We start from the raw sequence: 16,871 nt of genomic DNA, 5'->3' as shown, positions 1-16,871 counted from the left end.
GAATGCGAATGGATACTCAGCCAATAGAATCAGAAGAAACTTAAAGCCATATCATCATGCCCATTTCGAAGGGATGCGTCAGCAACGGCTGATACGGATACATACGAATATAATAGTCGAGCTTGCCACATAAATCGGGGGTGAGATCCAACTCAAACAGGTGCTCATCCGATTGCTGCACATCCGTATATTTGAACCGAAAATGCTTGTACTCGCAAAGCGTCGCGGTTTTTAGCTTACGACAAATCAACAGTTCCACTACCACGTCCTCAGGCTGCAGCCCGTTCAGCCTGACCGCGACTTGAAAATGCAGTCCTTCGCCGAAACTGATGCGTTTGAGTGGCGTGTCCAGCCGGCGCATCGTCACGCCTCCCCAGACCTTTTTTACGTGTGCCTTCCACGCCGCGACCCGTTTTGCCCCGTCAAAGTTGTTATCAGCATACCGCGCCCCCTGTCTGCTGGCTGACACATAAAATTTTGCTGCGTATTCGCTCACCATGCGCGCGCCGTTGTATCGCGGCAACAGAGACATCATGGAATTTTTGGCCATTTTCACCCACCCGGGTGAATAACCCAGCTTATCCCGAGCATAATATAGAGGCACCACGTGGTCCTGCAGCGTTTCGTAAAACTCTTTGCTTTCTTCCTTGTCGCGGAGCGCGGAAGCCATATTCTCGAGCCCCGGCTTGATTGCCCAGCCATTTTTGCCGTTATAGCCCTCTCCCCACCAGCCATCGAGCACGCTCAGGTTGAGCGTCCCGTTGATCCCGGCTTTCATGCCTGAGGTACCACTCGCTTCCAGGGGATAAACCGGGCTGTTAAGCCAGACATCCACGCCGGCTACCAGCCGCCGGGCGAGCCGCAGGTCGTAATCCTCAACCAGCAGAAGTTGTCCTTCGAATTCCGGCAGGCCCGCAACCTCGCTGATGCGCCGGATCAGATCCTGGCCCGGCACGTCGGCGGGATGGGCCTTACCGGCAAAAACGATCATCACCGGATGTTCGTGATGAAGCACAATCCTACGCAACCAATCGAGATCTTCGAAGAGCAGCGTGGCGCGTTTGTAGGTAGCAAAGCGACGGGCAAATCCGAGCGTTAGTATATTGGGATTAAGGGGGTCGGAAAATTTGAGCAAACGGTCCAGATGCGCTTCCGAACCGCGATTGCGCGCATTTTGCTTGGCCAGGCGCTCACGTATGCCATAAATCATCTGCGATTTGAGTGACTGCCGCACGCTCCAGAATAAATGATCGGGTATGGCATCGATGCGCAACCAGAACTCCGGGTCACTCATATTGCTGCGCCATTCGTAACCGAGATAGCGGTCGAACAGATCGGACCATTCTTGCGCCAGAAAGGTGGGAACATGCACACCGTTGGTGATGTAGGTTATAGGATTTTCTTCCGGCTCTATCTGAGGCCATAAATCCCTGCAGATGTGTGCGGACACATTGCCGTGTATTTTGCTCACCCCGTTTTGAAAGCGCGAAACGCGAACCGCCAGATCTGTCATGTTGAAATCGTGAGTATCGGGATCCCAACCGAGCGCCATGAACTCGTCCCGGGTCGTTCCGAGCTCATGAAAAAAATTGCCGAAATATGTGGAAATCATCTCTCCGCTGAAGTGATCGTGCCCTGCGGGTACAGCCGTATGAGTGGTGAAGACGGTGTTCGCCGCCACCCCCTCCAGTGCGCTGGGAAAATCGAGTCCTTGCTGAACCAGGCCACGCATCCGCTCCAGCATCATGAACGCCGCATGGCCTTCATTGATATGCCATATGGTCGGCTTGATTCCCAGCTCCCGCAATGCGCGGACGCCGCCAATGCCGAGTATGATTTCCTGCTCAATCCGATTTGTCCCGTCTCCGCCGTAAAGCTGATGGGTTATATCGCGATCATCCGCAGAATTTTCCTGCAAATCGGTATCCAGCAGATAAAGCGTGACGTGACCTATTTTTGCCCGCCAAACCTTCACCATCACTTTGCGTTGCGGCAGGTTTACCACGATGCGGACTTCTGAACCCTTCTCGTCGAGTACCTGCGTCACGGGCAGGTCTTCGAAATCCGAACTGGTATATGTGACCTGCTGGTTTCCGTGATTGTCGATGGTTTGAAAGAAATATCCCTGCCTGTAAAGCAAGCCGACCCCGACCAGCGGCAAACGCAGATCGCTGGCCGCCTTGCAATGGTCGCCTGCCAGAATGCCTAGTCCACCGGAATAAATTGGAAAACTTTCATGGAAACCGAACTCGAAACAAAAATACGCCACCTGGTCCTTCGGATGTAGCCCTCCAGGCGTAGCGGTCCGCACGGGTTCGGAATGATAGGAATCGTAAGCGGAGAGAATGCTGTTGTAATTAGAAAGGAATACCTGATCCTCTGCGGCCTTTAACAACAACGATTCGTCCACACGTTTGAGAAAAGCCTTCGGATTATGGCCAACCGCACCCCAAAGACCGGGGTGCAGACGCGAAAAAAGTGAACGCGTAGAGCGATCCCAGCTGTACCAGAGATCGTTAGCCAGTTCCTCAAGACGCTCCAGTCTTTTTGGTATCTTGGGGTTGACTGCGATGGTGAAGGGGGTTGCGTGCGGCATAGGTGTTTTCCTTGAATGGGGATAGGATTGAAGCTACCTCAACCGGAAATTATTTCTAGTCTCGTCGCGCTATTCAATTGCCTATGCGTTGATAAACGTCCGACGGTAGTACTTCATTTCGGCAATTGAGTCGTAGATATCCGCGAGCGCCTCGTGCTTGCCCAATTTCTCGAGGCCTGCAAGAATGTCTGGCTTCCAGCGTTTTGCCAGCTCCTTCAGGGTGCTAACGTCCAGATTTCGGTAGTGGAAATATTCTTCCAGCTGTGGCATGCACCGGGCCAAAAAGCGGCGATCCTGACAGATCGAGTTGCCGCACATGGGTGAGATTCCGGGAGGAACATGGTCTTGCAGAAACGCGATCATGCGTTCTTCCGCGGCCTCCTCCGTGAGGATGGATGATCTCACCTTGTCAATCAGGCCGGATTTTGAATGCGTTGACTTATTCCAGCTGTCCATATCATTGAGTACCGTATCCGGCTGGGATATGACCAGCACCGGCGCCTCGGCGATGACACCCAACTGCGAATCGGTTACCACCAGAGCGACTTCGAGGATACGGTCAGTCTGCGGGCAAAGACCGCTCATTTCCATATCTATCCAGATGAGGTTGTTGATATCTTGTGCCATAATGGAAACCACTTACGGAATTTTCAATATGTAATTGTGTCATATCGGTACTGAGCCGTCACCGTGACTTTTTAATGTTGGAAGCAGAGGACCATAGCCATCCTGTCGATCATGCAAACTTTCTCAGCCGTCTTTCTTGCCGCCCTGATCTTAACCCTGATTACGAGGATGTGGCTGGCAACGCGCCATATCCGCCATGTTCGGGCGAACCGCGGCCACGTACCTGCGAATTTTTCTTCCCAAATTACGCTCGAAGCGCATCAGAAGGCCGCGGACTATACATGCGCCAAGACCCGACTGGGATATCTGAGCATGTCCCTGGAAGCGATGGTTTTGCTGATACTTACTTTAGGGGGCGGATTGAGTGCGCTAACTGCTTTTTGGTCGGGTTGGTTAGACGATCCAATCATGCACGGCACGGCGCTTATAATCAGCACCATATTGCTGATGAGTGCACTTGGAATTCCTATAGGTTACTACCGAGCATTCGTCATCGAAGAGCAGTTTGGTTTTAACAAAATGACACCCCGCATGTTTTTTCTCGACCTCGCTAAACAGAGCTTTTTGGCGATCCTGCTTGGCGTGCCGCTGATCCTGGGCGTGTTGTGGCTGATGGAGAAAATGGGTCCGAACTGGTGGTTTTATGCATGGCTTGCATGGATGGCCTTCAATATCGTTTTGCTTGCCATATTTCCCACCTGGATCGCGCCAATTTTCAACAAATTCACCCCTCTCGCTGATACGTCCCTCAAAACACGCGTCGAACAGCTGATGCGGAAATGTGGCTTCAAATCCAGCGGCCTTTTTGTGATGGATGGCTCACGCCGCAGCAACCATGGTAACGCTTATTTCACTGGTTTCGGTAAAACCAAACGAATTGTTTTTTTCGATACGTTGCTTTCCCGTCTCGATATTTCTGAAATTGAGGCGGTGCTCGCGCATGAGCTAGGCCACTTCAAGCGTCATCACGTTATCAAACGCATCGCGTTAAGTTTTTCGATGAGCCTTGTATTCTTGTGGGTACTGGGCTACTTGATGCAGCAAAGCTGGTTTTACGAGGGGCTGGGGGTTTCGGTTTCATCAATACCCTCCCCGGCAATGGCGCTGTTATTATTTTTTATCGTCATGCCCGTATTCACGTTCCTGTTTCAGCCGTTGGCCAGCGTATATTCACGGCGGCATGAATTCGAGGCCGACGAGTACGCCGCGCACAATGCTTCGGCTACTGATCTCACCCGGGCATTGGTGAAACTTTACCAGGATAATGCGTCGACGCTTACGCCCGATCCCTTGCATTCGGCGTTTTATGATTCACATCCGCCGGCCGCGCTCAGGATATCGCGTCTTCAGAGCTTGGCGCAAAATACGGTTTGATCGCGTACCCGGGATCTTATTAATTACTAAGAGGAGTTAAAATGAGCGATACAGGTGACCTTGCGCATAAGAAGTGCAAACCTTGCGAGGGTGTTATGCCGCCACTCTCTGCCAGCGAAGTCGCCATACTGATGGAGCAACTTGACGGATGGGAGTTCCTAGAGAAAACGATCCGGAAAGACTTTCATTTCAAGAATTATTATCAGACGACTGCCTTTGTCAACGCGGTTGCCTGGATCTCTCATCGAGAAGACCATCACCCCGATCTGATAGTGGGCTACAATAAATGCAGAGTGGAATACACCACGCACGCAATTGGTGGGCTATCAGAGAACGATTTTATTTGCGCCGCCAAGGTTGATACGCTGTTCACGATTTGAGACCGGTTCACTCTACCTCAGCGGCGGCGCTCATTACCGGACAAATAGTCGCCGCGTTTGGTAGAAATTTTCTCATTAGCGCCACTAACGGCACAGTTTTGTCTTGCGTCATGCGCGGCAAAAAGGGAGGCGCAGCATGCGGCGACAGGGTGAAAGTCCGACCATCGGCGTCCGGGCAGGGGGTAATAGAGGAGATACTGCCCCGCACGTCAGTGCTGTACCGCAGCGACGCGGCCCGTCAGAAACTCATCGCCGCGAACGTCACCCAATTGGTTATCGTCGTCGCCGCTGTTCCGAGTTTTAGCGAGGAGATGGTTAACCACTGTATTGCGGCTGCTGAGCAGCAGAAGTTAAAGGTACTGCTCGTATGCAATAAGGCTGACCTGATTGAACCATCCCGCCACGCCTTTTCTACCCTCGCCCTCTACCGCGAACTGGGTTACCCCGTGCTACAGCTTAGTGCAAAAAACGATAGCGTCCCGTTATTACCCCACCTGCATGGTCATCTAAGTATTCTCATAGGCCAGTCCGGCATGGGCAAATCGACTCTAGTCAACGCGCTCGTACCCGCGGCCGAACGGGCGACTGCTGATATTTCCGTTGCGCTCGATACCGGGCGGCATACCACGACGCACGCCAAACTCTATTATCTCGACGACGATAGCGGACTCATTGATTCCCCGGGCATGCAGGAATTTGGTCTATATCATTTGAATGTCGAGGAACTGGCGTGGGGATTTATTGAATTTCGTCCCTACATCGGACAATGCAGGTTCAATAATTGCCGTCATGGATGTGAACCTGGATGTGCGCTTACGCAGGCAATGCGGGAGGGGAAGATCAGTGGGCGACGCGTTACTTTTTATCAAAAACTGCTGCAGGCAGGCACCGCGGGGAGCCCACCATGAGCTTTTAGAACAGATCGGTTTTAGCCGGTTTTACAGCGAGCGGAACTTAATAAATTCCGCTCGCCGAGTTTTGAGGCCGAAATAAAGAATTTTTCCTACTTAAGCTTCGTTGACTGCGGCCTGACGCACACCCATGTCGAACTGGAACCGATGGAGTGGCAAATCACCGAAAATCAAGGCTTCCCGCTCGGTGCGACGCTTCGCGTTCGCGTCAGGTTGTGCTTCAAAAGTCCGCAGCCATTCAATATATTCATACGGAAGGCCATGCTCAACGGCACCCGATAGCACGGATGCTTTGTACCATTGGTAAGGCAGAAGCGGATCTTCCCTATAGCTGGCGACATAGGTTAGTGCGGTATAGACACCTGTTGCCGTAACTACTTGGATCTTCGCCTCGCTATATCCAATGCCAAGCCCTTCCGCTACATCAAGATTGGGCTTGTCTTTTACATTTACCTTGAAGAGAACGCCATATGCTCTGTCGTGAGGGTTACCCGTTGCCTCGAGATCGCATTTGCCGGACTTGTCGCGACTCACTTTACCGAAGGAGAATCGGCGTCCCTCGACAAAGCCAAGGTCTATAGCAACAGCCGATGGCGCTCTGTCCGGGGCTGTGAGCCTACGGGATAACATATTGGCGCCGTATGCAAAATACAGAAAGGTGCTGGTGGAATTAGATGTTTTTAACATGATTAGGTAATTGATAGAAAGAGGTTAAAAAAATATAAGTTGTTAACGCCCGGACGTAAATTAAGTCAGTATCCAAATTAGAATAAGGTTTAAGCCTTCCACCGTCTGGCCCCAATCAACTGCTCAACGCCCAATCCGTTGAAGACGTCCTTCAGGCGACCTTTCCTAACATTTTTTCCCTACTTTTAATTGTTGAACTTCAATGCAAATTATTGCTTGGGCAATACTCCCGCTCGTGGGCGGATTGATCGATTTGATTGTTACTCGCTACTTAAATATTTTTATCGACTGTACTGCCGGTCACCATCTCGGGGGAATAAACCTCACATTGCTGGCGATCGTTATCGAATTTCTTCCATGCCTGAACCCGTTCCTTGGTTTTCGTCTTATTTGCCGCACGAAGGACCTTGTCATAATCGCCCCAAGCCTTTCTCTGAGCGACGCGCCGCCCCTTGTAGTCGGCAACTTCCCAACTTGCTTTTTCCGCGTCACGTCGTGCCTCCAGCGCTTCCTTAACGGACGATGACCAACCAGCAGCCATATTTGCCAAGGACGTGTCCCGCTCATCAATCACATTTTGTATGCAGGAGATGGCAGCTTCTGGGGGCGCCTTGCCGGCTTGCTGCGCCGCAAAAACGGGAAAAACGGCGAGTAGCAAGCTCGTGGGGAGAAGTACTTTAAGTAGTCTATTTCTCATTTCAATTTCACTGAACACGAAGGGATTTACCAGGAATTTACGAAACAGCATTCTTCAACCACTGAACTCATTCACGTAACTCTATTTCAAGCATGGGCGGACAAGAATCATCTTTCCGCCCTATACTCGGTCATACGCGCTTACGCCAAGGCGCGGGTCGCAAGCGTTCTGTGCCGGCGGGCTATACCGCGAAACAGATGGGGGTGAGCCAGCGCCAGATAAGTTGCCATGACAAGCAAGAAATCCACGGCGAACCAACCCAGACTGAATTGCCCAGACGTAAAAATCGGAAAAGCCCAAAGCAAGACGAGACTTACAGGCAAGATCAAAGCGAAAATCGTTTTCACGGGAGATCTCCAAAAAGGTTGTTTAAAAACCACCCTGTTTGTAGGGTGAGACATACTTCACAATTACTTAACATGAAGTATACACATTTTTCACAAGTTCACAAGTATTTAATGCTTTGTCCACATTTTCTTCACAATTAGGACAAAAATTTTTTACGTGAGTTCTGGGTTAACGCGAGCGAGCCAATAAAATGGAGGTGCCTACCGCGCTGACAAGCTGCTCCGCTACGGAACCAATCACCAGGCGCTCCAAACCCCGCCGACCTTTGGTACCCACGACCAGCAAGTCCGCATCCCACTCAGTTGCGGCAGTGGCTATGGCTTCTGAAATGCCCTTCAGGCCAAATTCTCCCTCCGCTTCCAATAAACGAGTCTCGACCTCTAGTTTTTCACCCGCGGCTAACTTTGCTCGCTGCAGCAAATCTGCCCCCATCTGCTTGCTATTGCGGTTTTTCTCATCATCGTCCGCGGTGGATGACGCATGAACGACGCATAGTTCGGCGTCATTGGCGGTTGCGATCTGGATGGCCTCTTGGAGCGCGTTCCAGGAAATATCATCATCAGCGATAGCAGCCATGATCTTTCTATACATTTGTGAACTCCTGTATTTATCTGATGATTCATAAAAAATGGCGGGCGCATTAACGCCCGCCATGCAATATTAACGTTTTACTCAGTCAGCTCCGCCACCGGTCGAGAATTTCTCGAAATACTTCTTGATAATGACCTTTCCGGGAATCTTTCCGGCTTGCTTGAACACGATGTAGTTGATGAGGCCATGCACCGTCAGTGCCACAATCATGCCCTCGAAGATACCGATTTTGAAAACCAGCAAACCGGTAACGGTGGCGAGGATTAAAGCGTATTGCCCATAGTGTGCAACATGCCACAGTCCCATGATCATTTTCCAGCCGGAGAAAATCATTATTGCCGCGAGCGAAAATTTCGGTAAAAACTCAAGGTAATGAGTGTTCATCACGAAGAAGGCAATGACTAGACCGACTACGAGATTGGAAAACTTTGTATATGCGCCGGCCAGCTTGTTGGTGGTGCTTTTAGCTAGGCCGTCAAGGTTGGTCATGCCACCGAAGAAGCTGGAACCCATATTGGAGAGCCAGATAGAGAACAAGCTGTTGTTGGTATTGCACTTGCGACCCAGGGGATCGATTTTTTCGATCGCCGCATTGCTCATCACCTGTTCTATCACGTCGATCGTTGCCAGCATTGCGCAGAATCCGATCATATAAACCCACATCATCGCGTTTTCAACATGGGGTATTGGAAGGGCAAGCTTCAATTCGACGTCATCCACATGCAGCATGGGAACCGCCATGAACTGCGCCACGACTACGCTTGCAGCTATTAAAAGGAAGTACGGGATTGCTGGCTTGGTATCCTTGAATTTCGAGAACAGATACACAAAACCGGCGAAGCCAGCCAGGGATACAAGAACCATCTGTATCCGGGCGCCATTCCAGAATACCTCCGCCTCCTCCTGCCCAGCCGGGAGCTCATAAGTAAATGTCACGAACTTGAGCGCGATTTTCAAGCCTATCCCGGCGAGTAACCCTTCCACCAGGTATACCGGCACCGCAAGCATAATGTACCGTTGCCAGTTATACTTCCACACCACTGCCTGCATGGCCGCGGTGAGGAAAATACAGAACGCCATATTTTCAATGCCGAACGAGTGCACGCCCAAGGCCAACGCGGGTGCAAGACCCGCCGCGACCCCAGGCACACCGATATAGTTGCCCGGTTTGAAAAATGAGTTGATCCAACCGAGAAAGCACGCAAACACCACCGTGGCGAGCGCGACCTTGATGGGGTACTCTGACATCATGGCTATGCCTGTGCTCAGCGGGATTGCCATCGCCCCGCAGATAATTCCGGCCTGTATGTCCCTGGCCACATACTTAGCCTGAAAACCGGCCGATCCCGGCGCGGCTACCGCGTCTGGCGTGGCGCTGGGTGAATGGTCATCGGGCGGTGAAATAGGCTTATCTGAAGTATATGAACTCATGATACTTGTCCTTCCCTGTTAAGAATTTGATATAAAAGATATTCCCGGCAAAAAAATGAACGGGAGGACTGTTGGGTATTCCGTCGCTCATATCTAAGGTGGGAAAATCGGCTATATAGAGTCACTTCAAGTTCCTTTAAAAGCTCATCCACGGCCCCGTCAACAACACCCCACGCCGCAGCGCGAGACACCATGTCGTCACGGTTTGTGACACGAAAATATCCCTAATTTCTTCAAGCTTTAAAGACGGCGCTAACATACCATCGGGAATGTGAAGGGAATGTATGGTAAATGTGAAGAATTTGTGAAGTCGTATGAATAATACTTCACATATTTTTTGTGGAGGAATATCAGGTTTGCCGATTGATTTTATATTTGTTATTTTAATCAATGTATTATTTACATATTTAGAAGATTGCTTCGAAGTTTTGCCGTGAATGTTTTTCAGGGAATACTCACGTATGTCAATTTTTTGTGTTTATGACTGAAGCCGAGATATAGTGATAACCGCTGCATGCTTCTTGTTTGCCATCAGGTCGTGATCGCCTGACATGATGGCACGTCAATGCAGACGAAGGACAAGAGGGATGGGAGGTAGCGATCTCCTCGTCCGGACGCGCGATGCAGCCCGCACCCTCCCTGCGGACGCAGCGGCCAACCTCCCTGAGAAACCCGCGAGTCAGTGAAATTACGCTATGGGGCATCGCGGTGTAGGTGTAATCCGGTGTTACGTGCAATGCTGTCATATAGCCCACAATCCTGACCGGATTATGTGACAGCTTTTCGGCCTCCTACCTCAGTCCCACCCAGATTATTTCCCCATCGTTGCCGGCGATAAATCCTGAAACTCTACTTGACGGGTGGGCACGGCGAAAGGCACAATCATTGCTGAATCACTACGTTGGGTTTACATGACATATAACCAAAAAGGGCAAATCTATGCATACCTGTAGCCATGCCGTTGTCGGATGTATGGACTTTCGGATACAAAAGACGGTTGAAAACTTACTGGAGCACCTGAATATTCATCAGGGAACATATGACCGGGTGACATGCGCCGGTGGCGCGGCAAATGTGGATCAGCTTAAAACCCATCTAGGGCTTTCAAAAAAACTTCATGATAGCCACACGGCGGTTCTATCTGTGCATGAGGATTGCGGTGCCGGCGCAAAGAAGGAAGATCTTCTCAAGGCCGCGGAAACGGCGCGTTCGCTTGGATTTGACCCAAAGCTGTTTTATATCAAGCTCGATGGCACGTGGGAGGAGGTTAAAGCAGATTGAGCATTTCCCGGTGTAATCCGCGCGGAATGGCGGCTTACACCGAACATGTATGACGTGGCGTGAAGTGACGATGCTGCATCCGCTTCCAGCAACTACCAAAACCCATTTCCGGGACTATGGTACGCAGTGCGTACTCATTGGAGTAGCAATGGAAAGATGGAACCTTCGATCTACCCTATTCTCAGTTCTCACCGTCGCGCGCTTAAGTAAGCGCTGTCATATCGCCCTAATGGCCCCGCCGCGATCATTCCTTTTTTTGCCCTGACTGTCCCCGGGATTTTACCGCTGCCGCACTCGTTCGATGTTGCTGTGCAAACTTCGACCAACCGTGGCGGCGAAGCAACTGGTAAACAGCCGAGGTGGAAACCTTCCTTCCAGTGCGTCGTTCAAGTTCAGCTTTGAGTTCAGGTATCGGCAACACATCGGTATCTTGAGCCTTTGTAATAAAGGGCGCGAGAAATTTTACCTCTTCATCCAGACTCATCCTGGCGTGATTGCGCAACCCCTTCTTAGTTTTAATCTGTTCGATACCGCATTCGATCCGCTGAAACCGGGTCCTGAGTTTTCCCGTCCGGCTCTTCGATAGCCCAATCACGGTCGCCGTCTGCTCCAGCGATAACCCGAACTCCAGCGGAAGAAGCAACGCCTGGGCAGCCCGTAACGCATCTACGGTTTTAGCCGACGCGATTCTTGCTTTTGCCGTTTCCACAAATTCCCGTCCCGTCGCAGGTCTTGCCATGGCACTCTCAAATTGGGTTGATTATTAAGAACATATAGTGAACCGTCAACGCGCCAAGTTAGCTCTCTCTCGTCTTTATTTTGCAAGCCCTTCTTCGTAACTAGCGATCTGATCTGAGAAACATGATGTGCTGCGGATGGAGGCGATAACCTGGCCCTGTAGTCTTTTTGCTCCGTTATCATCCGAAAAAAACCTCCTAGCGAAATAGAGAAGCAAGGATCCATGGAAGGCGGGCTAAGTCATCCGGAGTGGCGGAATCAACTGGTTCATGCGTACGGCGATGATTTAGATTCCCCCCACGCTCGAAAGGCTTTTTGGCTTCGGCTCTCCTTTGCCGTAACGCAACACGGGATAATGTTGCGTGAAGACCATAACTTCTTCTGCATTCGCTTTTTTACCGCTACTGCGCAGGCGGCTTGCCGCTGCGCAGTAGCGTCCGGTCACCCTCGACGATGAAATAACCCCGGTTATTACAAATGAAACGGTTTTTTTCGCAACAATTAGAACTGTGTTTCCCTCTGGATGCTCCGGGAAAAATACATATTTTTAATATGAGATCGCGGCCCCCTCAAGCCAGTAACAGTCCGAGATCAGGCACATGCCCCCAAATTCCTTCAGCCTGGGACGGAGCGCGGCCGTCACCTTCAGCGCTTGAGCCTCTTGGCATGCGAGAATCACCATGGCATTGTTTTGCTCGAAAAAGATATCGTCCGGACGCCGTGTGCCCCTCGAGCCAAGCCCGCCGGCTGACTTTATGAAGGTGTAGCCACGTATGCCGACGCTATTTAATAAGGTAATGAGATCCTCGAGTTTTTCCTCATCAATTACGATTTCTAACCTCTTCATTGCGATTGCGGAGTCCATTGTTTCCCCCTAGAAAGTGAAAGGTGTCGTATAACTGAGCCACACGGTAGTAATGTAACTTAGCGAAACGTACTATCACCGTGGTAAAGATGCTTTACTAATCTAATACCACTATCCCCATTGATAGTACGTCCATCGTTATTTCGATTTTATGCCAACAATCCTTTGAAGAATTTCGCCATCTCATAGTAGATGGGGACCCCGATGAAGATGTTAAACGGGAAGGTTACCCCTAAGGAAGCTCCAATGGACACCGCCGGATCCGCTTCGGGCACCGCGATGCGCATGGCTGCCGGCGCCGCGATGTATGAACAACTGGCATACAGCACAGAGAGCATCGTCGCACCGCCAAGGGATAAACCGAATGAAGCGCCGAGGAATGCGCCAAAAAACCCGGCGGTCAATGGAAACAGTATGCCAAACCCGATGAGGAATGGGCCTTTTGCCTTGATTACCTGCAACCGCGCTGATGCGAGCAAACCCATTTCCAGCAGGAATAAGGCCAGCACGCCCATGAACAGGTCCATGAACATCTTATCCAGGGGCGAGACAAGTTTTACCATTCCGGCGTAGTAACCGACGATGACTCCGCCAACCATCAGAAAGATACTCGTACCAGTGAGAATCTCATGCAGCAGCTTCCTCCACTCAGTTTTACCCCCCGCTCCTGCCCTTGCAAGGATTGTACCGGTCACCAGAGCGGGTATCTCCATCAACGCCATGATCAGGACCATGTAGCCTTCGGACGTTTCCTTGATACCCTCCAGGAAGGCGATACCCACGGCAAAGGTCACCGCGCTCACCGAACCGTAGTGGGCGGAAATAGCCCCGGAATCCGCTTGACTGAATTTCCCGAGCTTTCTCAATATCGGGTAGGCGGTGAGTGGAATCAGCGCCGCGAGCACAACCATCGACAGCGCGATTGGCAGGACTTCCATGATCTCGTACTTCGCCATCGACACCCCACCCTTGAAACCGATGGCAATCAACAGGAAGATGCTCAGGCTCTTGTATAAGGCCTCGGGGATCTTGAGGTCGGATTTCATCACTCCGGCCAAAACTCCGAGAACGAAGAACAGCACTACAGGTTGTATCGTAGCCATTACGTCATCCTCCTATTGTGATTATTGGTTTTCCTAACGACTTGCATGTTATTTTTCGCTCTGTTGCCGCATCCGCTACCTGACACCACCCTTTTGCGTCGACTCATCCCTCACCCCCCCTCAGAAAGTACTTTTACCCGACCTACCGGAAAAACCCGCGTTTATCATCGTGGTTAACATTTCTCACGGCGCGCTACGTTCATCCCAGCGGCCACGAGGCAAATCCCAATCGCTCTATTCCAAACGCGGCCATCTCGGGAGAACGAGCGGAAAACCATCGCATTAATAGGCTTTTCAATCCCAGTTAACAGTTCGTCATATTTTTTTTGAAACTGAGATAAATAATCGGATTGAAATTAAATCCATAAATGTTTTTAAAAACTTTAACCCCGTTCACACACATCATATTTCGGATCGGTGTTTTCGACAGCGATTTTGCTTGACACACCGCCAATTTTGTGAAAATTAGTTTTCCATTAAATCCCTGCAGCACGTATACATTAAAATATCGTTTTATAGCCTATTGATTTTTAAGGTTATTTTTAGGAATTCCTCGGTTTCGTGTGTTATAAGTGGTCCGAATTACGTGTTAACCAAAAATTAGCATAATGCGTGTGAAGAAAAGATTTCGTATCTGTGATTAATTTGTGAATCGGGCAAACTAAATTAAAATATTTTAAAAAAGTCTTAATTCCTCCCGAAACAAACGTGCGCTTATTGCTTTTGGGTAAATAGTTTAGATGAAGAACCCACGTATTTTTACGCCGCGCCCGGCATGAATGATGCACCGTTGAGGCGTCTTTCACGGCTAAGCACGTTGAAGCGATGTCGAACCTCAACATGGGAAGATGAAAACGAACGCCGGGACCTCAAGTAGATCGCCATGATGAAGAAGCAGGTTGTTGAAATTGGGAAGGAGCATGGCACCGGTGCTGCGGCAAAATCTGAATGGCTAAGGTGTCTTGAGGCGAACGGCGGCCGAGCCACGACCTACAGAGCTACTCGGTTGAGGGGAACACGTTTGAGAGCGCGCGCAAGCGGCGGGATACTTAGGAAGGAACCACCCTCCCCCAGCGCATCATAGGGAATCTGGAGCTAAACTAGGGAAACCAGTGGGTTTTGGAAGGGGCGCGGGGCTAGGGTTGGCAGCAAACGTTGTCTGCTTATGTCGCCACGCCTGCCGGTGATGGCAACGCCCGTCGGCCTGCTCACCTGTTGAGCAGGAAACAGACAGGCTTGGTTCTGGAAAAGGAAGAGACTGGCTCGGTATGACTAACCGGGAAATGTAATGTGAAAGGTTGTTCCTTTTCCCGGAGTGCTGTCAACATCAATGGTCCAGCCGTAGTGATCGCAAATACGTTTGACGATGGCGAGCCCGATGCCCAAACCTTCCCCTTGGGACGTTCCGCGGAAAAAGCGCTCGTAGAGCAGCGGGAGGTAAAAAGGTTCAATGCCAATGCCCGAATCCGAGATCGACAAACGGTTCCGGTTAAAACTGACACGTATGAAACCCCGCTCGGTATACTGCACCGCGTTTCGGAGCAGATTCACGAGAGCCGTGTGCAGCGCCTGCGGATTCAGCGTAAGAACGGCCTTTGGTTCGATTGCCACCTCGAAATTAAGGCGTTTGCGATATATTTCCGTACAGACAGGTTCCACGGCATCATAAACACACTCCGCAAGAGCAACCGGCTCCATGATTCCCAGCGCCTGCTCGCGGGCTAAAAATAGCAAGGCCTGTAATTGCTCTCCCATGCGGGTGGCCGCACTCTCGATCATTCCGATTCGCCCCCGTGCCCTTTCCGGCAGGCTTGGCTCAGTCGCCAGAAGCTCGCAACTTGTCAAAATGGTGGTGATGGGTGTGCGTAACTCATGGCTGACATTGGCGGTAAACTCCTGCTCGCGCCGCAACATACGTGTTATGCGGTTCTGGTAGTCGTCCAGCGCATGCGCGAGCTGCGCCACCTCCTCGTCCTGTCCGGGCTGTATCATGGTTGCGCCTTGCACGTCACCCGGCGCGAGATGCCGGACGCGCTCGGCGAGATCGGTGACTTGTCTGACAAGTACCCCCGCGAGCAGATATCCGACCACCAGGGCAACGCCAACCACCGATAAAAGCGATAAAACGATGAGGAGCCGGAGTTCCTGCTGCCGCAAATCGTGGAGTCCGATTTCATAGGCAACGAGAAACTTAATGCCGTCAACATGCCTTACCGCGACCCGGATCTCCTCGGGGCCGCGAAACACTTTATGGCGCCTGTAATTCAATCCTTGCAGATAGGTGGGCAGATGCGATTCGTCCGCGGCGTCGCGGACGATATACTTTTCGAGATTGGAGCCCACCTGCGGAACAAAGTCGCTACTGTCGCGATAACGCTGCACGAGATAGTCCATCTCGGCTTCGAGTATCTGCTCGATATGCGCCTGTTCGATATCATCCGAAGCGATATAGAGGCTGATACCAACGGTTCCAACAACAACGATGCAGAATATTGCAAAAGCCAGTGCGACACGCAGGCGTAAACCGCGCTTAACTCCGGCCACGAGAAATCAGGCGGTAACCAAGGCCATGAACTGTTTCGATTGGATCATATCCTCCGGCCCGGCTTAGCGCACGGCGTAGTTCGTGCATATGACTACGCAAGGTATCACTGGTACCCTGCTCATCGCCCCAAACTTCCGATTCCAATTCTCTTCGGCTGAACACCCGGCCGGGTTCACCCATCATAATGGCAAGCAGCCTAATACATTTTGGTGGCAGCTTGACGCTCGCACCGGCAAATTGTATAGATAGTGTCTTGGGGTCGAACGAGAGATCCCCCGTTTCGAGCATGCGACTGGTGACTTTCCCGCCATGACGCTTATGCATGGCGACGAGGCGGGCCTCAACTTCCTTCAGCGCAAACGGCTTAACCAGATAATCATCCGCGCCGCAATCGAACCCTTTAAGTTTATCGTCCAGCGTATCTCGGGCGGTAAGCATCAGTACCGGCGTGTCGATATCCGCTTCCTTGCGGAGTTTCCGGCACAACGTAATGCCATCCATACCCGGCAATCCAAGATCAAGCAGAATTCCGTCGAATTTTTGCGTTACAGCAAGATGCAGGCCGGTAATTCCATCTGCGGCAGCATCCACGCTGTGACCACGCGCCTCGAGAAAATCGTAAAGGTTGGTGGCGATCGCGGGGTCGTCTTCAATAATAAGTATATGCACTGGCGATTTTGTTAAGCTTGTTCTAGCC

At 51.1% G+C, this 16,871-nt stretch carries 16 protein-coding genes; 4 read left to right on the top strand and 12 right to left on the bottom strand.

Features of this window, described 5'->3' with window-relative positions:
• Positions 1–40: 40 nt before the first annotated feature.
• The gene (gene glgP, locus R5L00_RS11005) at positions 41–2,596 is read right to left on the bottom strand and encodes an alpha-glucan family phosphorylase (protein ID WP_317651700.1); all 2,556 of its coding nucleotides are present in this window, start codon (positions 2,594–2,596) and stop codon (positions 41–43) included.
• Positions 2,597–2,677: 81 nt separating this feature from the next.
• Entirely contained in the window at positions 2,678–3,223 is a 546-nt protein-coding gene (orn, locus tag R5L00_RS11000) for an oligoribonuclease (protein WP_317651698.1), read from the bottom strand.
• 111 nt (positions 3,224–3,334) lie between these two features.
• Between orn and R5L00_RS10995 the strand changes: the two genes are divergently transcribed.
• From R5L00_RS10995 to rsgA, 3 genes are all read left to right on the top strand, one after another.
• Positions 3,335–4,597 carry a M48 family metallopeptidase gene (locus R5L00_RS10995; RefSeq protein ID WP_317651697.1) on the top strand — a complete coding sequence of 421 codons (1,263 nt, stop codon included), beginning with the start codon at positions 3,335–3,337 and terminating at the stop codon, positions 4,595–4,597.
• 41 nt (positions 4,598–4,638) lie between these two features.
• Positions 4,639–4,977: a 4a-hydroxytetrahydrobiopterin dehydratase gene (locus tag R5L00_RS10990; RefSeq protein WP_317651696.1), complete on the top strand. Its 339-nt coding sequence runs from the start codon at positions 4,639–4,641 to the stop codon at positions 4,975–4,977.
• Positions 4,978–5,126: 149 nt separating this feature from the next.
• Entirely contained in the window at positions 5,127–5,885 is a 759-nt protein-coding gene (rsgA, locus tag R5L00_RS10985; RefSeq protein WP_317651693.1) for a ribosome small subunit-dependent GTPase A, read from the top strand.
• Positions 5,886–5,984: 99 nt separating this feature from the next.
• Here rsgA and R5L00_RS10980 read toward each other — a convergent pair whose 3' ends face one another.
• From R5L00_RS10980 to R5L00_RS10960, 5 genes are all read right to left on the bottom strand, one after another.
• Positions 5,985–6,575 carry a gamma-glutamylcyclotransferase gene (locus tag R5L00_RS10980; RefSeq protein WP_107694854.1) on the bottom strand — a complete coding sequence of 197 codons (591 nt, stop codon included), beginning with the start codon at positions 6,573–6,575 and terminating at the stop codon, positions 5,985–5,987.
• 271 nt (positions 6,576–6,846) lie between these two features.
• Positions 6,847–7,272 (bottom strand): hypothetical protein, encoded by a 426-nt coding sequence (locus R5L00_RS10975; RefSeq protein ID WP_317651691.1) that lies wholly within the window; start codon positions 7,270–7,272, stop codon positions 6,847–6,849.
• Between the two features lie 140 nt (positions 7,273–7,412).
• Positions 7,413–7,619 carry a hypothetical protein gene (locus tag R5L00_RS10970; protein WP_107694858.1) on the bottom strand — a complete coding sequence of 69 codons (207 nt, stop codon included), beginning with the start codon at positions 7,617–7,619 and terminating at the stop codon, positions 7,413–7,415.
• Between the two features lie 169 nt (positions 7,620–7,788).
• A complete protein-coding gene (locus R5L00_RS10965) occupies positions 7,789–8,211 on the bottom strand; it encodes a universal stress protein (RefSeq protein ID WP_317651689.1) in 423 nt (140 codons plus the stop codon).
• Between the two features lie 81 nt (positions 8,212–8,292).
• Positions 8,293–9,642 (bottom strand): SulP family inorganic anion transporter, encoded by a 1,350-nt coding sequence (locus R5L00_RS10960; protein ID WP_107694861.1) that lies wholly within the window; start codon positions 9,640–9,642, stop codon positions 8,293–8,295.
• A gap of 972 nt (positions 9,643–10,614) precedes the next feature.
• Between R5L00_RS10960 and R5L00_RS10955 the strand changes: the two genes are divergently transcribed.
• Positions 10,615–10,923 (top strand): hypothetical protein, encoded by a 309-nt coding sequence (locus R5L00_RS10955; RefSeq protein WP_181320641.1) that lies wholly within the window; start codon positions 10,615–10,617, stop codon positions 10,921–10,923.
• Between the two features lie 244 nt (positions 10,924–11,167).
• Here R5L00_RS10955 and R5L00_RS10950 read toward each other — a convergent pair whose 3' ends face one another.
• The 5 genes from R5L00_RS10950 to R5L00_RS10930 all read right to left on the bottom strand — a co-directional run bounded on the left by R5L00_RS10950 (position 11,168) and on the right by R5L00_RS10930 (position 16,843).
• The gene (locus R5L00_RS10950) at positions 11,168–11,662 is read right to left on the bottom strand and encodes a hypothetical protein (RefSeq protein ID WP_107694865.1); all 495 of its coding nucleotides are present in this window, start codon (positions 11,660–11,662) and stop codon (positions 11,168–11,170) included.
• 546 nt (positions 11,663–12,208) lie between these two features.
• Positions 12,209–12,526 (bottom strand): P-II family nitrogen regulator, encoded by a 318-nt coding sequence (locus R5L00_RS10945; RefSeq protein ID WP_107694867.1) that lies wholly within the window; start codon positions 12,524–12,526, stop codon positions 12,209–12,211.
• 149 nt (positions 12,527–12,675) lie between these two features.
• Entirely contained in the window at positions 12,676–13,629 is a 954-nt protein-coding gene (locus tag R5L00_RS10940; RefSeq protein ID WP_107694869.1) for a sodium-dependent bicarbonate transport family permease, read from the bottom strand.
• Between the two features lie 1,272 nt (positions 13,630–14,901).
• Positions 14,902–16,173 carry a sensor histidine kinase gene (locus tag R5L00_RS10935; RefSeq protein ID WP_107694873.1) on the bottom strand — a complete coding sequence of 424 codons (1,272 nt, stop codon included), beginning with the start codon at positions 16,171–16,173 and terminating at the stop codon, positions 14,902–14,904.
• Positions 16,160–16,843 carry a response regulator transcription factor gene (locus R5L00_RS10930; protein ID WP_107694903.1) on the bottom strand — a complete coding sequence of 228 codons (684 nt, stop codon included), beginning with the start codon at positions 16,841–16,843 and terminating at the stop codon, positions 16,160–16,162. The genes R5L00_RS10935 and R5L00_RS10930 overlap by 14 nt, the downstream gene beginning before the upstream one ends.
• Between the last annotated feature and the right edge of the window lie 28 nt (positions 16,844–16,871).

The organism is Nitrosospira sp. Is2, assembly GCF_033095785.1.
In the GTDB taxonomy this organism is placed as follows: domain Bacteria; phylum Pseudomonadota; class Gammaproteobacteria; order Burkholderiales; family Nitrosomonadaceae; genus Nitrosospira.
The sequence above is the reverse complement of the archived record's forward strand: the minus strand, read 5'-3'. Positions and strand labels throughout refer to the sequence as shown.

Coding starts and splice junctions, on each gene's coding strand:
- orn (WP_317651698.1), bottom strand. CDS start 3,223: ATGGCACAAGATATCAACAACCTCATCTGGATAGATATGGAAATGAGC.
- R5L00_RS10945 (WP_107694867.1), bottom strand. CDS start 12,526: ATGGACTCCGCAATCGCAATGAAGAGGTTAGAAATCGTAATTGATGAG.
- R5L00_RS10960 (WP_107694861.1), bottom strand. CDS start 9,642: ATGAGTTCATATACTTCAGATAAGCCTATTTCACCGCCCGATGACCAT.
- R5L00_RS10950 (WP_107694865.1), bottom strand. CDS start 11,662: ATGGCAAGACCTGCGACGGGACGGGAATTTGTGGAAACGGCAAAAGCA.
- R5L00_RS10975 (WP_317651691.1), bottom strand. CDS start 7,272: ATGAGAAATAGACTACTTAAAGTACTTCTCCCCACGAGCTTGCTACTC.
- R5L00_RS10995 (WP_317651697.1), top strand. CDS start 3,335: ATGCAAACTTTCTCAGCCGTCTTTCTTGCCGCCCTGATCTTAACCCTG.
- R5L00_RS10980 (WP_107694854.1), bottom strand. CDS start 6,575: ATGTTAAAAACATCTAATTCCACCAGCACCTTTCTGTATTTTGCATAC.
- R5L00_RS10990 (WP_317651696.1), top strand. CDS start 4,639: ATGAGCGATACAGGTGACCTTGCGCATAAGAAGTGCAAACCTTGCGAG.
- glgP (WP_317651700.1), bottom strand. CDS start 2,596: ATGCCGCACGCAACCCCCTTCACCATCGCAGTCAACCCCAAGATACCA.
- R5L00_RS10965 (WP_317651689.1), bottom strand. CDS start 8,211: ATGTATAGAAAGATCATGGCTGCTATCGCTGATGATGATATTTCCTGG.
- R5L00_RS10955 (WP_181320641.1), top strand. CDS start 10,615: ATGGACTTTCGGATACAAAAGACGGTTGAAAACTTACTGGAGCACCTG.
- R5L00_RS10940 (WP_107694869.1), bottom strand. CDS start 13,629: ATGGCTACGATACAACCTGTAGTGCTGTTCTTCGTTCTCGGAGTTTTG.